Below are 13514 nucleotides of genomic sequence, written 5' to 3'. Positions count from 1 at the left end.
GGACGGGGGGCGCCGGCTCTCGGCGCATGGCCCCATTGGCTGCTGCGGTTGCGCTGTTGGGATGCGGCGCAGCTCATTCGTTCGAGCTTCAGACTGACAACAGTGACTTGTCGGTGCGGTGGGACAACACCGTCAAATACAGCTCTGCCTTTCGAGTGAGGTCACCCAGCTCGACGCTGTTGTCGAATCCCAACAACGATGATGGAGACCGCAACTTCAGCAAGGGGCTGATCTCCAGCCGCCTTGATCTGTTCAGCGAGATGGACCTGAGCTATCAGCGCAACTTTGGCATGCGCCTGAGTGCGGCGGCCTGGAATGACAGTGTCTATCTCCGGCCCAACGGCAACCCTGGCTTTTCTGGTGGTGCCTACCCCAATCAGACCTCCGTGGCAGGCAACCGGTTCACGCAGGCCACTCGCGATATTCATGGCCGCAAGGCGGAAATGCTGGATGCCTTCGTTTTTGGCAAGTTCGATCTGGATGGCCGTTCGGCCAGCGTTCGTGCTGGCCGGCACTCACTGCTCTGGGGCGAAAGCCTGTTTTTTGGCGGCAATGCGATTGCGGGTGCGCAGCAACCCTTTGATGTGGTCAAGCTGGTCTCGGTGCCCAACACCCAGTTCAAGGAGGCCATCCGCCCGGTTCCCCAAATTTCCGGTCAGTATCAGCTGAGCTCGACAGCCTCAGTCGGGGCCTATGTGCAAACTGGCTGGGCGCCCAGCCGCATGCCCGGGGTCGGCAGTTACTTCAACAACACCGACCCAGCACCAGCGGGTGGCGAAAGCATTTTGCTATCCCCCGGGACATCGCCTGCGCAGAGATCGGCCGATGTCCGGCCCAGCGATCGCGGGCAAGGAGGGGTGCAGTTGAAATTGCGGGGCGAAGAGGCTGACTATGGCTTTTACTTGATCCGCTATCACGCCAAGACACCCCAACTGGTACCCCATCTGGTCATGACCGCTGGGGGGCCGACGCCTGATTCCTACTCACTGGTCTATCACCAAGGTACGACCGCATTGGGTGCCAGCGCAAGCAAGACATTCGGGAATTTCAATGTGGCCATTGAGGGGTCGATCCGGCACAACGCCGACCTGGCGAGCAGTCAAGCGGCTGATGTGAGCGCCTTTGCCGCGGGTGGGGCCACCAACAACACCAACAATCCGGGATATGCGGTCGGAAGGACCGCGCATTTCAATGTCAACACGATTGGCAGCCTCGGGCCGGGGCCGCTGTGGCGTGAAGCGAACCTGATTGGCGAAATCGCATGGAACCGGCTCCTGTCGGTGTCCAGAAATGCGGCGGCACTCGACACCAACGGCACCCGGGATGGCGTGGCTCTCCGGGTGGTTTTGGAGCCGATGTATCGCGGCGTGATCGATGGTGTTGACCTGGGCTTGCCGATCGGCCTGGGATTTGCCCCCAAGGGATCGCGGCCGTTGGCTGTGAGCAACCCGAATGCTTGGGTTCCCGCAGGTGGCGGTGATCTATCCATTGGGGTCAATGCCATCTACCGCGACGCGTGGCGTTTCTCGATGGCCTACACCCACTATTTCGGGCCAGCGAATACGTTCAACAACGCGAATCAGAACGGCGCCTATACCTGGGCCCAAACCCTCAAGGATCGCGACTTTGTGTCGGCTTCCCTCACGTACACCTTTTGACCCTGTGATCACCATGAACCGTAACCACAAACTGAGCGGCCTCGCCGCCTTATCGATTGCGCTGACTCTTGCATATGCTGCGGCTCACGCGGCCGTTTCGGCCGAAGAAGCCGCAGCCCTCAAGGCCGCCCTGACCCCGATGGGCGCAGAAAAGGCCGCCAACAAGGACGGCACCATCCCGGCCTGGAACGGAGGTCTGACGACCGTCACGCCGGGATTCATCAATGGCGGTCGTCGGCCCGATCCGTTCGCCTCAGACAAGGCCGTTTACAGCGTGGACGCAAAAAATGTCCAGGAGCACGCCGCGCGCCTCCCGGACGGAGTCAAGCAGTTGATGCAACGCTACCCAAACAGCTTCCGTGTGGATGTCTATCCGACTCGGCGAACCGCAGCGGCGCCGCAGTACGTTTACGACAACACCTTCCGCAACGCCACGCGGGCGAAGATGGTTGAAACCTCTGCAGGCCCGGTGCCTGAAGGTGCGTTTGCCGGCGTCCCCTTCCCGATTCCCAAGACCGGGGCAGAAGTGATGTGGAATGTGCTGCTGCGTTGGCGTGGAGAGTCCTGGTACAGCGAGTTCAATGGGTATACCTTGACGCCCGACGGCAAGCAGGTACTGGTTCAACAGACCCGCAACGATTACCAGATGCCGTATTACGCACCCGATGGCTCGCCCGAAAAGTTCAGCGGTGAGCATTGGATGGTCCGCTCGATCAACACGGGGCCCGCCATTCGTGCAGGGGAAGCGCTCACCGGCCGTGAACAACTCAATGGCGACAAGACCCAGGTGTGGGTTTATTTGACCGGGCAACGCCGAGTTCGCAAGCTGCCCAATGCTTGCTGCGACACACCGACTCCTTTTTCTGCAGGCGTGGCCTCGTTTGATGAGGTGGAGGGCTTCTCCGGTCGTTTGGATCGCTTCGACTGGAAGCTGGTGGGTAAGCAGGAGATGCTGATTCCGTACAACAGCAACCGCTCGCTGGTTCCCTTCAAGGACAACGAACTGGTCGGAGAGCATCACCTCAACCCTGACAACGTGCGCTGGGAGTTGCACCGGGTATGGGTCGTCGAGGCCAACCTGAAGGCCGGACAGCGCCATACCTCACCCAGGTCGCGCTACTACATTGATGAGGATTCCTGGCTGCTGGTGTGGGGTGATCGCTGGGACTCCAAAGGCCAACTGGCCCGCTCTCAGTTCACTTTGCCGGTTGCCATGCCCGATGTGCCCGCACAAGCCGCCACGACCTGGGGCGCCTACGACCATATGGCTGGCAGCATGTTTGTCACCTTGGTGATGAACCAGCAGAAGAGCCAATACAAGATCCAGAAACGCTACAGCGACTCGGTCTTTACACCTGACGCCATGGCCGGTGAGGGCGTGCGTTGAGATGAACACACCCACCACACCCCAGTTCGAAGCCGCTGTGCCACAGCGCCCATGGCTCGACGAAGCGGTCTTCATTGGAGACCTCTTGCTGCCCGCCCAGCCTTGGGCCGTCTCAATCGAAGTTTATGAAGCCCTTTGAATTGGTGAACCGGCGCCGCTTCAGCGCAAGCGCGGCCTGCCTGGCTGTTTTTTTCAGCGGCGCTGGCAAGGCCACGGAACCTGGTGAGCGATCTGACAGTGGCAAATTCGGCGCGTTGGATCGCCCTGCTCAGGCCGTGCGGTATCCGGAAAAGTGTGTCATGTTGGCGGTCACGCAAGCAGGCAAGCGCCTGGTGGCGGTCGGCGAGCGCGGCGTGGCCATTCTGTCGGATGACGCAGGGCGCTCCTGGCGCCAAGCCAAAAGCGTACCCGTGAGCACCACCTTGACGGCCGTCGGGTTCTCGGACTCCCAGAACGGCATTGCCGTGGGGCATGGCGGGGTCATCCTGGTCACCCGCAACCGCGGCGAATCGTGGCAACTGGCCGCAGATGGCCGCAAGCTGGCCTCGCTGGCCCAGTCCGCGGCCCAGTCTCGTCAGATGGCCGGCGATCGTGCTGCTGCTGCGTTGCTGAAGGAGTCCGCCCTGCTCATGCAGGACGGACCCGATAAGCCCTTGTTGGACCTCGTCATCCTCGGCCCTCAACGCGCGGCGGTGGTAGGTGCCTACAACCTGTTTTTTGAAACCACCGACGGCGGTGTGACATGGACCAGTGCCCTCGACCGCCTTGACAACCCAAAGTCCCAGCATCTCTATGCGATCCGGGCCCACGGCCCCGTTTGGATGATTGCTGGCGAGCAAGGCCTGCTGCTGCGTTCTACGGATGCAGGTCGAAGTTTTCAGGTCTTGACGTCGCCCTATGAAGGCAGCTGGTTCACGCTGGCTGTCACTCCCGAGGGCGGCTGGGTGGTCGCTGGTTTGCGTGGCAATGCGTACTTCTCGCAAGACGCAGGCAGTTCCTGGCACAAGCTCGCTGGAGCACCTCCGGTGTCCTTTGTCAGCGCTTTGGCGTTGCCGGATGGCTCGGTGGTTCTGGCCAACCAGGCTGGAGAGTTGTTCACGGCACGGAATGGCTCCTCCCTGCAGGCCATGGACCTCCCCACCCTGAGTCCCTTGTCGCAGGTTGCCGTGATGGCGGGCGGCGATGTCGTCACTGTTGGAATGGGCGGGACCTCTCGCCTGGAAGCAAAAAAGCCATGAATCTCGATGAATTTGATCGCCATTCCGGGTCGGTCCTGGAACGCCTGTTGTTCAATCATCGGCGGTGGGTTGTATTCCTGTGCCTGATGGTGACGCTGGTGCTTGGGTGGCAGGCCACACACTTGCGACTCTCTGCCAGTTTCGAAAAGACCATCCCGACCCGACATCCTTTTGTCGCGAACTACCTGCAAAACCAGTCTGAGCTCAGGGGCCTGGGGAATGCACTGCGAATCGCCGTCGCCAATCCGAAAGCGACTATCTACGACGCTCAGTATCTGGAAACACTGCGACAGCTCAGCGACGAAGTTTTCCTTTTGCCGGGTGTCGACCGCAACGCAATGAAGAGCCTGTGGACGTCCACGACGCGCTGGACGGGCGTCACTGAGGACGGCCTGGAAGGTGGCCCGGTCATTCCCGATGGCTTCGATGGTGGGCCGAACAGCTTGCGCCAATTGGCAGCGAACATTGCACGCTCTGGCGAAATAGGTCAATTGGTCGCTTTTGACACACGATCCAGTGTGATTTACGTCCCGCTGATGACGAAGCAAGCTGACGGACGTCCGGTTGACTATGGCCAGCTTGCGCAGTCCCTGGAAGGACTGCGCGGCAAGTACGAGGCCCAAGGCGTGACGGTCCACATCACCGGGTTTGCCAAACTGGTGGGTGATCTGATCGAGGGTGTGCAAGCTGTGTTGCTGTTCTTTGCCGCGGCCGTTGCCATCGCCGCTGCCATGGTCTATTGGTACACCCGGTGCGCGCGTTCCACCTTGCTGGTGGTGTGCAGCTCATTGATCGCGGTGGTTTGGCAATTGGGACTGCTGCCGACCTTGGGTTTTGCACTCGACCCGTACTCGATGTTGGTGCCCTTCCTGGTATTTGCCATCGGCATGAGTCACGGTGCCCAAAAAATGAACGGCATCATGCAGGACATCGGTCGTGGAACGGACAAACTGGTGGCCGCACGCTTCACCTTCCGCCGCCTGTTTCTGGCTGGTCTGACGGCGCTCGTGGCCGATGCTGTGGGCTTTGCCGTGTTGCTGGTGATCGACATTCAGGTCATTCGTGAGCTTGCTATCGCTGCTTCGATTGGCGTGGCGGCGTTGATCTTCACCAATCTGATCCTGCTCCCCATTCTGCTGTCCTACACGGGCGTAGAACCCGCCGCCGCGCGACGCAGTCTGCAGGCCGAGCTGGCTGATGAGGCTGGTGCTGCAAAGCACCCGTTGTGGGCCTTTCTTGACCGTTTCACGCAGCCCTTCTGGGCGCGTCTGGCGGTTCTTGGTGGCATGGCTTTGCTTGTTCTGGGAGGGGTGGTCGGCAGCCGGCTTTCGATTGGTGATCTGGATCCGGGCGCACCTGAGTTGCGAGAGTCGAGCCGCTACAACCGGGACGTGGCGTTCCTCAATGCGGCCTATGGCGCTTCGAGCGATGTGCTGGCCGTGATGGTGAAGACGCCCGATGGAGAATGCACACACCTGCAGACGGTTCAGAAGGTTGACGATCTGGAATGGCAATTGCGCCAGATCGATGGAGTTGAATCCACCAACACCCTGGCGTTGCTGAATCGACGTGTGCTGACGGGGCTGAACGAAGGCAACCCCCGTTGGTATGAACTGCTTCCCAATCAGGAGATGGTCAACACGGTCACCGCCAATGCGCCGCGTGGTTTGTACAACGACAGTTGCAATCTTCTTACCGTCTATGTGTACTTGCGCGATCACAAGGCCCAGACGCTGCGCCGAGTGACCCAGCTCGTGCAGCAGTTTGCTGCGGCCAACGACACCGCCGATACGCACTTCCTCCTCGCTGCCGGAACGGCAGGCATCGAGGCTGCCACCAACATCGTTGTGAAAGACGCATGGAACCTGATGCTGTGGCTGGTCTACGCCGCGGTGGCCTTGCTGGCCTTCATCACCTTCCGTTCCTGGCGTGCCGTCCTGGTCGCGATCATTCCTTTGCTGGTTACCTCCGTTCTCGCTGAGTCTCTGATGGTGGCTCTGGGGATGGGGGTCAAGGTCGCGACCCTGCCCGTGATCGCGCTCGGCGTGGGCATTGGTGTTGACTATGCCCTGTACATCCTGTCTGTTGTACTGGCCCGGCTGCGTGAAGGCTGCACTTTGTCCGAGGCCTACTACCGTGCTTTGCTGTTCACCGGCAAGGTGGTGATGTTGACCGGTGTGACCTTGGCCATCGGTGTCATCACATGGGTGGCCAGCCCGATCAAGTTCCAGGCCGATATGGGCCTTCTGCTTGCCTTCATGTTTCTTTGGAACATGCTGGGTGCGATGGTCTTGCTGCCGGCACTGGCGTATTTCCTTCTCAAGCCGACCCCTCATGTGGGGCGGATTTCTCCGAACCCGATGGTCTTCAAGGTCCGGGATGCAGCTTGACTTCCGTTGCCGACATCGCCTTCGTGCGCCACCCAGTGATCGACCTGGATCGCATGGCGTCGTGACTCTCTGAGTCAGAGGCTGTTGACACAGTTCTGATACGACCACTTCATCAGGCTTTACGTCTCGGAAGTGCGCAAGGCCTTGACGCCACAGTCCGACTGCATAAACTATACCCATGAGTTTAGTTAAGTTTCGGATGCAACCCTTTGCCCTGAGCGGCCCCTTGGGGTTGATCGTGTTGGCCGGGACTCTACTCACAGGCTGTGCTGTGGGGCAGGTGTATGTCCCACCAGGAATGACCCCGCCGGCATCCTGGCAGGCCTCGTTGCCCCATGGCGGCCAACTCGACCAAATCAATGACTGGTGGGGACAGTTCGACGACGCCACCGTGGCCACTCTGGTGGCGATGAGCGAATCAGGCAGTCCCAGCCTGACGATCGCTTGGGCGAACATCGAGAAGGCCCGTGCCACGTTGGCGTCGGTGCGCTCGGGGCGGCTGCCGTCCGTGAACGCCTCGGCCTCTGCCAGTCGGGAACGCTCCTTGGGGGTGGTCCAAACGGCACGCAGTGCCGGTTTTGACAGTTCGTGGGAGCTGGACCTGTTCGGCAAGTTGCGGCGCAACGAAGAGGCGGCCACAGCCCGGGTGGAGGCGCGCACCCGGGATTGGCACGACACACGTGTCTCATTGGCGGCCGAGGTGGCCGATGTCTATGTGCAGTGGCAGGCTTGTGGCTTGCTGGCCGATGCGTATGACCGCGCGCTGGCCTCCAACCAACAGACCGAAACGGTGACGACTGCCCTGGTCCGCGCCGGTCTCGATGCGGTAGCCGATGGCGCGCTGGCGCAGGCCAGCGTGGCCAGCGCATCTGACACCTTGCTGGCTCAGCAGGCCCAGTGCGACCTCTTGGTCAAGGCCATGGTGTACTTGAGCGGCGCCGAGGAGGGCGCGCTGCGAGCACTTCTGGAGCAGGCGCCGCGTCGTCTTGCCGAGCCTCGGGGGTTCGTCGTCACCGCCGTGCCGGCTCAGGTCCTGCGACAGCGGCCTGACTTGGGCGCTCTGGAGCGCGAAGTGGCCGCCACCCACGCCGAAATTGGCGCGGCTCAGGCTGCGCTCTACCCCAGTCTGTCGCTGAGTGGCTCAGTCGGCCTCTCGGCGACGACCGGCACGCCCTCTTCGGCTTGGTCCTTCGGACCCTCGATCTCGTTGCCGATATTCGACGGAGGGTCGCGACAAGCCGCGATCGCGAATGCGCAAGCGGCCTATCGCTCCGCGTATGCCAGCTACCAGCAGGGTGTGCGCCAGGTCGTGAAGGACGTTGAACAATCTCTCGTGCGCCTGAACAGTGCCACAAGTCGTGCCCAATATGCCTTGATTGCTGAGACACGGTACCGGGATTACTTCCTGGCGACTGACAGCAACTGGCGAGCCGGAAAGGTGAGCTTGCTGACGCTGGAGGAAGCCCGCCGCTCGGCCCTTTCCGCTGAAGTCCAGCGCATCTCGCTGCAGCGCGACCGAGTTCAGTACTGGATTGCGCTTTACAAGGCGGTTGGAGGAGGCTGGACACAGCAACTGGCTCAGGCCCCAGCCGCAGGATCGCCCACGGGGTCCGGGCCCACGGTAGGCGCCATCGCCTCCGATGAATTCAAATTGCAACATCAGGCTTTGCCATGACTCAAGATACCTCGCATCCACGGACGCGGCCCTTGACGGCCGATGCCGTCGCCAAACAGTTGGGCGACGGGCAGGGCGGGACGCGGTTTTCATTGAAACAACGCAAGTGGATGCTGGCCGTGCTGCTGGGCACTGCCGCCTTGGGTGGCCTGTTGTTCTGGAAGTGGCAGTCCGGCGCCTCGCGACTGCAATACGAAACGGAAGAGGCTTCGACTGGCGCTCTGGTTGTCCGGGTCTCTGCAACGGGCAATCTACAGCCCCTGACGAAGGTGGATGTCGGCAGCGAGCTCTCAGGCACGATCGACAAGGTCCGGGTGAAGGACAACGACACGGTGTCCCAGGGGCAGATCCTGGCGGAGCTACAGACCAGCAACTTGCAGGATCAGGTCACGGCATCGGAGAGCGCGTTGCGCAAGGCCTCGGCCTCGCTGCTGCAATACAAGGCGGCCACTCGGGATGCCCAGGCTGGGCTCAAACGCAATGAGGAAGCATGGAAGCTCTCTGGCGGCATGGTTCCTGCGAAAAGTGAACTGGAGGGCTCGCAGATCACCTTGGAAAAGGCACAGGCCAATGAAGCTAGCGCGGTAGCCGCAGTGGATGAGACTCAGGCCACTTTGAACACCAACCGGACCAACCTCAAGAAGGCGACCTTGCGATCGCCGATCAATGGCGTGGTGCTGAAACGTTCGGCGGAGCCCGGGCAGACGGTGGCGGCCAGTTATCAAGTGACCACACTCTTCACGCTGGCCCAGGACCTTACCCAGATGAAACTGGAGGTCAATGTCGACGAAGCTGACGTTGGCCAGGTCAAGGAAGGGCAGTTGGCTGACTTCACGGTCGATGCCTATCCCGATCGCAGTTTCCCGGCCCGGATCGTCCGGCTGCGCTATGGCGCTGACACGACCAACAATGTGGTGACCTACCAGGCTGTGTTGGAGGTCAGCAATAAAGACCTGAGCCTGCGGCCTGGAATGACGGCGAATGCCCGCATCGTCACCCTGCGCAAGGAGCGGACGTTGCTGGTTCCCAATGCCGCGCTACGATACGCCCCGCCTCCGGTGTCGCAACAGACCACCAGCAGCGTGACCAGCCTGCTGATATCCGTGCCTCGGCAGCAAAAATCCACCCAGACCAGCACGTCTGTCACGAGTGGCAGCGAGCAGTCCGTGTGGAAGCTGATCGATGGCCGGCCCACCGAGGTCAGGCTGCTGGTGGGCGCCAGCGACGGCAGGATGACGGAGGTCTTGAAAACGCTGTCGGCGGAGTTGAAGGCCGGCGACCGTCTGATTGTGGACGGCAGGGAGCCTTCAAAGTGATGGCGCGGGCCCCTTTGCCAGAGGACACGCCAGTCATCGCCTACGCCAAGGTCTGCAAGACTTATGGCGAGGGGGCGACTCGCTTCCAGGCGCTCACCGATGTGGATCTGGAGATCCGCCGCGGCGAATTCGTGGCCATCATGGGCCCCAGCGGATCGGGCAAATCCACGGCCATGAACATCATGGGGTGCCTGGATACGCTGACCTCGGGAAGCTACCGCTTTTTCGGCACCCCCGTTGAATCGCTGAGCCAGGACCAATGCGCACTGCTGCGTCGCAACTACATTGGCTTTGTGTTCCAGGGGTTCAACCTGTTGCGTCGGACTTCGGCGCAGGAGAACGTTGAACTACCGCTGGTTTACCGAGGTCAACGCCCCGTCGAGCGGGCGCAGTTGGCGCAGGCGGCTTTGGCCGAGGTGGGCCTCAAAGGCTGGGAGCACCATACCTCGGCTGAGCTTTCTGGCGGGCAGCAGCAACGTGTGGCGATTGCCCGGGCTATCGTGACCGAGCCAGCCTTGTTGCTGGCTGACGAACCCACCGGGAACCTGGACACCCATCGAAGCGACGAGATCATGCAATTGCTGGTCCGGCTGAACCAGGATCGAGGGATCACGGTGGTGATGGTGACCCACGAAACGGACATGGCCGCCTACGCGGATCGGATCCTGCATTTCGTGGATGGTCGGCTGGTCAGTGACACCCCGACAGACGGCATCCGTTCCTTGGCGCAGAACAGTGGAGGCCAGTGATGTGGGGCAACACCTTCTTGCTGGCGTTGCGGGAGATTCGGCGCAACCTCATGCGCTCAATGCTCACGATGCTGGGAATCGTGATCGGTGTGTCGGCAGTGGTCACCATGGTCACGTTGGGCAACGGCGCCACGGCCTCTGTGTCCAGCCAGATCTCCAGTCTCGGCAGCAACCTGATCATTGTGATGCCCGGCCAGCGCATGGAGCTGGGCACCAGCACCTCGCCGCCCAAATTCAAGCAGGCAGACATCGAAGTCATGCGCTCACAGGTGACCGGTGTCGATCGGGTGGCGCCCATGGTGACTGCGTCACTCATGGCGATCTCCAGCGCCAAGAACTGGAGGACCAGTGTCACGGGCTCCAATGGCGACTACCTCGTGGTGAGCAACTGGGTGGTCAGGGATGGCCGCAGTTTCACGGATGCCGAACTGAGAGGCGGCAAGTCGGTCTGCATCGTCGGGGACCGCGTGCGCAAAGAGCTCTTTGGCGACAAGAAGCCCTTGGGCACCGATTTGCGGCTACAGAACTTCAGTTGCCAGATCGTTGGCTTTTTCAAGGCCAAAGGTCAGAGTTCGACGGGCACAGACCAGGATGACTTCGTCTTGGTGCCGATATCCACGCTGCAGCGACGGGTCGTGGGCAATACCGATATTGGCGCCATCCTGATTTCTGTCCGCCAGGGGTTTTCCACCGATATCGTCAAGGGGCGCATCGAGCGTCTGATGAGGGAGCGCCGACATCTCACCGATGGAGAGGACAACAACTTCAATGTCATCGATACCAAGCAGCTTTCTGACACCCTCTCGGGCACAACGCGCATCCTGACACTCCTGCTGGGCGCGGTGGCCGGGGTCAGCCTGCTGGTGGGGGGCATTGGCATCATGAACATCATGCTGGTCAGCGTGACGGAGCGAACACGTGAGATCGGAATCCGGCTGGCCATCGGAGCGATGGCCCGTGAGGTTTTGATGCAGTTCCTGGTCGAAGCGGTGTCGCTGTCGGCGGTTGGCGGCCTGGTCGGCCTGTTGCTGGCGGCAGTGGTCTCCATCACGCTGTCATCCCTGATGGGGCTGCCCTACCACTTTGATGCACAGATCAACCTGCTGGCTTTCATGTTCTCTGCGGCCATTGGTATTGTTTTCGGCTACACACCGGCAAAGCGCGCGGCCAGACTGAACCCCATCGAAGCGCTGCGGCACGAGTGAGCGCGTGCGGCGTGCTGGCCGTATCCACACGAGGTCAGTCTGCGGATGGATTCCGCAGACACAGGACTCGCAAGCGCTGCTCGACGACCCCGAGTGGCCCCTCATGCTGGGTTATGGAATTTGAACTTGGGATGCGCCAGCCCCGTACCGATGCCATCGGAGGCCCTGGTGGTTCAGGTGGCTCAGTCTGCCGCGGCGCGTGATGCCGCAGGGCGGCCCAGCAGGTTGCTGCGCAGCGTCGAATCTGAGGCCTTGTCGCCCAGCCAGATCGCCAGCAAGGTGTTGTAGAAACCCCTGTCATGGCCAGGCAGAGGGGTCACGTTCTGGTTGTAGCTCATGCTCATGCCAGGCCGGCAAGGCCCAGTCCTGCGGACAGGCATAGATGGATGAGTCGTTGTGTCATGTCCTTTCCTTTCTTGTGTTGGTAGGGGACAGCCTTCGGTTTGTGGGCCTTACCAGATGGACAGGCTGTTGGTCTGCGTGCGTTGCTCAGCGTTGCGCGAGGCTGCTTTGGACACCTCGCCTTGGCCCGCCACCTCAAGGTGGGCATTGGCCACGTTGGACGAGGCCACCACGTTTCCTGTGGTCAGGTCCTTGGGGTTCACCACGCCCGAGAAGCGCAGGGTGCGCGTGCCGCCATTGAGGGCCACGCTGCGCTCACCGGCCACCACCAGATTGCCGTTGGGCAGCACGTTGATCACGGTGGCCGTCAGCTGCCCTGTGAAGCTGCTCACATCGGTGGTCTTGCCTTTGCCCTTGTACGAATCGCTGCCCTTGGCGCTGGCGTCCAAGTTCAGCAGCGAGCGGATGATCCCGCTGCCCACGCCTTTGACGCCGGGGCCCTTGGTGCTCATCGCATTGCTGCGGCTGTTGTCGGTGGTCAGCGCATTGCTGGCGTTGATGCTTTCGGAGATGTCTACTTTGAGAATGTCACCGACTGCGCTCGGCTTGCGGCGGCCGGTGAACAGGGTGGCCGTTGTCTGGCCCGGGCGGAACAACGAGCCAGGGTTGGCTCGTTCGATATTCATTGGCGCTGCAATAGGCGTTGCCGTCAGTGGCCCCGGCACAGTGCTGACGGGGGTATTGCTGCAGGCAGCCAGCAGGGCCAGGGTGCTACACAGGGCCAGGCACCTGAGGTGTGGGAGGTCAGAGGGATAGTGGGGCATGGCGGTGTCTCGGCTGCTTGGGTGCGTCATTCAGAACCGGTGTCCAGGGGCGTTATCACAGGGCAAAACGAGCCCGCCCGAGCGGCACTGCAAGGGCATGCCTGTGACGTTGGCCACAACTGGCAAGGGAATGGGGATGAGGAACGAGCCGCAGCCTACGGCGGCGCCCGAGCCCGGTGTGCCCAGACGGGCCTGGGTTAGTGTCTTCTGGGCGCGGGGTTGGCCGGCTTGCGCGCGATCATGGGTCTGCCTTGACGTCATGGTGAATCTCCTGACAGGGGCGTGGCTCAGACCGAGGTGTCGAGCAGGGGCACGGTCGCCTGCGTGCTCAGGGTCACGTACGCGCTTATGTTGACCACGGTGTCGTTGATACTGCCGCTCACAGAGAGCGCGGCGACGCTGACCTCGCTGGCCGGCCCGCTCGCTGCGGAGCCCGGGCTTTCCACTGCGTGCCAATCCCCGCTGATGGCGTTGCTGAGTCTTTGCAAACTCTCCGCGCTGAAATTGGGAACTGCACTGGCGGTATCGGCGCCCCCGTCGACTGCGTCGACGGCACTGGCGACGACCGGCCGGTAGGCGTTGGTGTTGGTCTCATGGTGACTGGGGCTGACCTGGTAAGCCGCACTGCGGGTATGGATGGTGCTCACGCGTTTTCTCTTGAGAGTTGGCGTGTCTGAATCGTAGGTTTTGGCTTGGAAAACCAGCGCTTGATGAGTCCTCGGGATTCGCT

11 protein-coding genes are annotated in these 13514 nt (G+C 61.5%); 8 read left to right on the top strand and 3 right to left on the bottom strand.

The features are described 5' to 3' along the window. Positions 1 to 26 precede the first annotated feature (26 nt). The 8 genes from F624_RS0129165 (at position 27) to F624_RS0129130 (ending at position 11618) form a co-directional block, all read left to right on the top strand. Entirely contained in the window at positions 27 to 1658 is a 1632-nt protein-coding gene (locus tag F624_RS0129165; protein WP_245573765.1) for a DUF1302 domain-containing protein, read from the top strand. A gap of 13 nt (positions 1659 to 1671) precedes the next feature. Further along, positions 1672 to 3045: a DUF1329 domain-containing protein gene (locus F624_RS0129160; protein WP_031256678.1), complete on the top strand. Its 1374-nt coding sequence runs from the start codon at positions 1672 to 1674 to the stop codon at positions 3043 to 3045. Positions 3046 to 3170: 125 nt separating this feature from the next. Then, positions 3171 to 4283 carry a WD40/YVTN/BNR-like repeat-containing protein gene (locus tag F624_RS0129155; RefSeq protein WP_019577922.1) on the top strand — a complete coding sequence of 371 codons (1113 nt, stop codon included), beginning with the start codon at positions 3171 to 3173 and terminating at the stop codon, positions 4281 to 4283. Further along, positions 4280 to 6673, top strand: coding sequence for an efflux RND transporter permease subunit (locus tag F624_RS0129150; protein WP_051107580.1), 2394 nt, complete (start codon positions 4280 to 4282; stop codon positions 6671 to 6673). Before F624_RS0129155 ends, F624_RS0129150 begins: the two co-directional genes overlap by 4 nt. Before the next feature lie 178 nt (positions 6674 to 6851). After that, entirely contained in the window at positions 6852 to 8348 is a 1497-nt protein-coding gene (locus tag F624_RS0129145) for an efflux transporter outer membrane subunit (RefSeq protein WP_019577920.1), read from the top strand. After that, the gene (locus F624_RS0129140; RefSeq protein ID WP_019577919.1) at positions 8345 to 9664 is read left to right on the top strand and encodes an efflux RND transporter periplasmic adaptor subunit; all 1320 of its coding nucleotides are present in this window, start codon (positions 8345 to 8347) and stop codon (positions 9662 to 9664) included. Before F624_RS0129145 ends, F624_RS0129140 begins: the two co-directional genes overlap by 4 nt. After that, complete coding sequence (locus F624_RS0129135; protein WP_019577918.1) at positions 9664 to 10413, top strand: ABC transporter ATP-binding protein; 750 nt, start codon at positions 9664 to 9666, stop codon at positions 10411 to 10413. The genes F624_RS0129140 and F624_RS0129135 overlap by 1 nt, the downstream gene beginning before the upstream one ends. After that, on the top strand, positions 10413 to 11618 hold the full coding sequence (locus tag F624_RS0129130; protein WP_019577917.1) for an ABC transporter permease: 1206 nt from the start codon (positions 10413 to 10415) through the stop codon (positions 11616 to 11618). The genes F624_RS0129135 and F624_RS0129130 overlap by 1 nt, the downstream gene beginning before the upstream one ends. 182 nt (positions 11619 to 11800) lie before the next feature. Here the strand turns inward: F624_RS0129130 and F624_RS35180 are convergent, their stop codons facing one another. The 3 genes from F624_RS35180 to F624_RS0129115 all read right to left on the bottom strand — a co-directional run bounded on the left by F624_RS35180 (position 11801) and on the right by F624_RS0129115 (position 13431). Further along, positions 11801 to 11956 carry a chalcone isomerase family protein gene (locus F624_RS35180; protein ID WP_169426719.1) on the bottom strand — a complete coding sequence of 52 codons (156 nt, stop codon included), beginning with the start codon at positions 11954 to 11956 and terminating at the stop codon, positions 11801 to 11803. Positions 11957 to 12070: 114 nt separating this feature from the next. Further along, positions 12071 to 12646, bottom strand: coding sequence for a flagellar basal body L-ring protein FlgH (locus F624_RS0129120; protein ID WP_019577915.1), 576 nt, complete (start codon positions 12644 to 12646; stop codon positions 12071 to 12073). Positions 12647 to 13071: 425 nt separating this feature from the next. Continuing rightward, positions 13072 to 13431, bottom strand: a complete 360-nt coding sequence (locus tag F624_RS0129115; protein ID WP_031256670.1) for a hypothetical protein — start codon at positions 13429 to 13431, stop codon at positions 13072 to 13074. Between the last annotated feature and the right edge of the window lie 83 nt (positions 13432 to 13514).

Origin of the sequence: Curvibacter lanceolatus ATCC 14669, from assembly GCF_000381265.1 — a bacterium.
Classification (GTDB): domain Bacteria; phylum Pseudomonadota; class Gammaproteobacteria; order Burkholderiales; family Burkholderiaceae_C; genus Curvibacter; species Curvibacter lanceolatus.
Note: the sequence above shows the minus strand (reverse complement) of the source record. Positions and strands in the feature narration are given on the sequence as shown.

What these genes read in the sequence shown, in the direction of transcription:
- F624_RS0129135 (WP_019577918.1), top strand. Translation starts at nt 9,664, where the DNA reads ATGGCGCGGGCCCCTTTGCCAGAGGACACGCCAGTCATCGCCTACGCC.
- F624_RS0129140 (WP_019577919.1), top strand. Translation starts at nt 8,345, where the DNA reads ATGACTCAAGATACCTCGCATCCACGGACGCGGCCCTTGACGGCCGAT.
- F624_RS0129165 (WP_245573765.1), top strand. Translation starts at nt 27, where the DNA reads ATGGCCCCATTGGCTGCTGCGGTTGCGCTGTTGGGATGCGGCGCAGCT.
- F624_RS0129155 (WP_019577922.1), top strand. Translation starts at nt 3,171, where the DNA reads ATGAAGCCCTTTGAATTGGTGAACCGGCGCCGCTTCAGCGCAAGCGCG.
- F624_RS0129145 (WP_019577920.1), top strand. Translation starts at nt 6,852, where the DNA reads ATGAGTTTAGTTAAGTTTCGGATGCAACCCTTTGCCCTGAGCGGCCCC.
- F624_RS0129130 (WP_019577917.1), top strand. Translation starts at nt 10,413, where the DNA reads ATGTGGGGCAACACCTTCTTGCTGGCGTTGCGGGAGATTCGGCGCAAC.
- F624_RS0129150 (WP_051107580.1), top strand. Translation starts at nt 4,280, where the DNA reads ATGAATCTCGATGAATTTGATCGCCATTCCGGGTCGGTCCTGGAACGC.
- F624_RS0129160 (WP_031256678.1), top strand. Translation starts at nt 1,672, where the DNA reads ATGAACCGTAACCACAAACTGAGCGGCCTCGCCGCCTTATCGATTGCG.
- F624_RS35180 (WP_169426719.1), bottom strand. Translation starts at nt 11,956, where the DNA reads ATGAGCTACAACCAGAACGTGACCCCTCTGCCTGGCCATGACAGGGGT.
- F624_RS0129120 (WP_019577915.1), bottom strand. Translation starts at nt 12,646, where the DNA reads ATGAATATCGAACGAGCCAACCCTGGCTCGTTGTTCCGCCCGGGCCAG.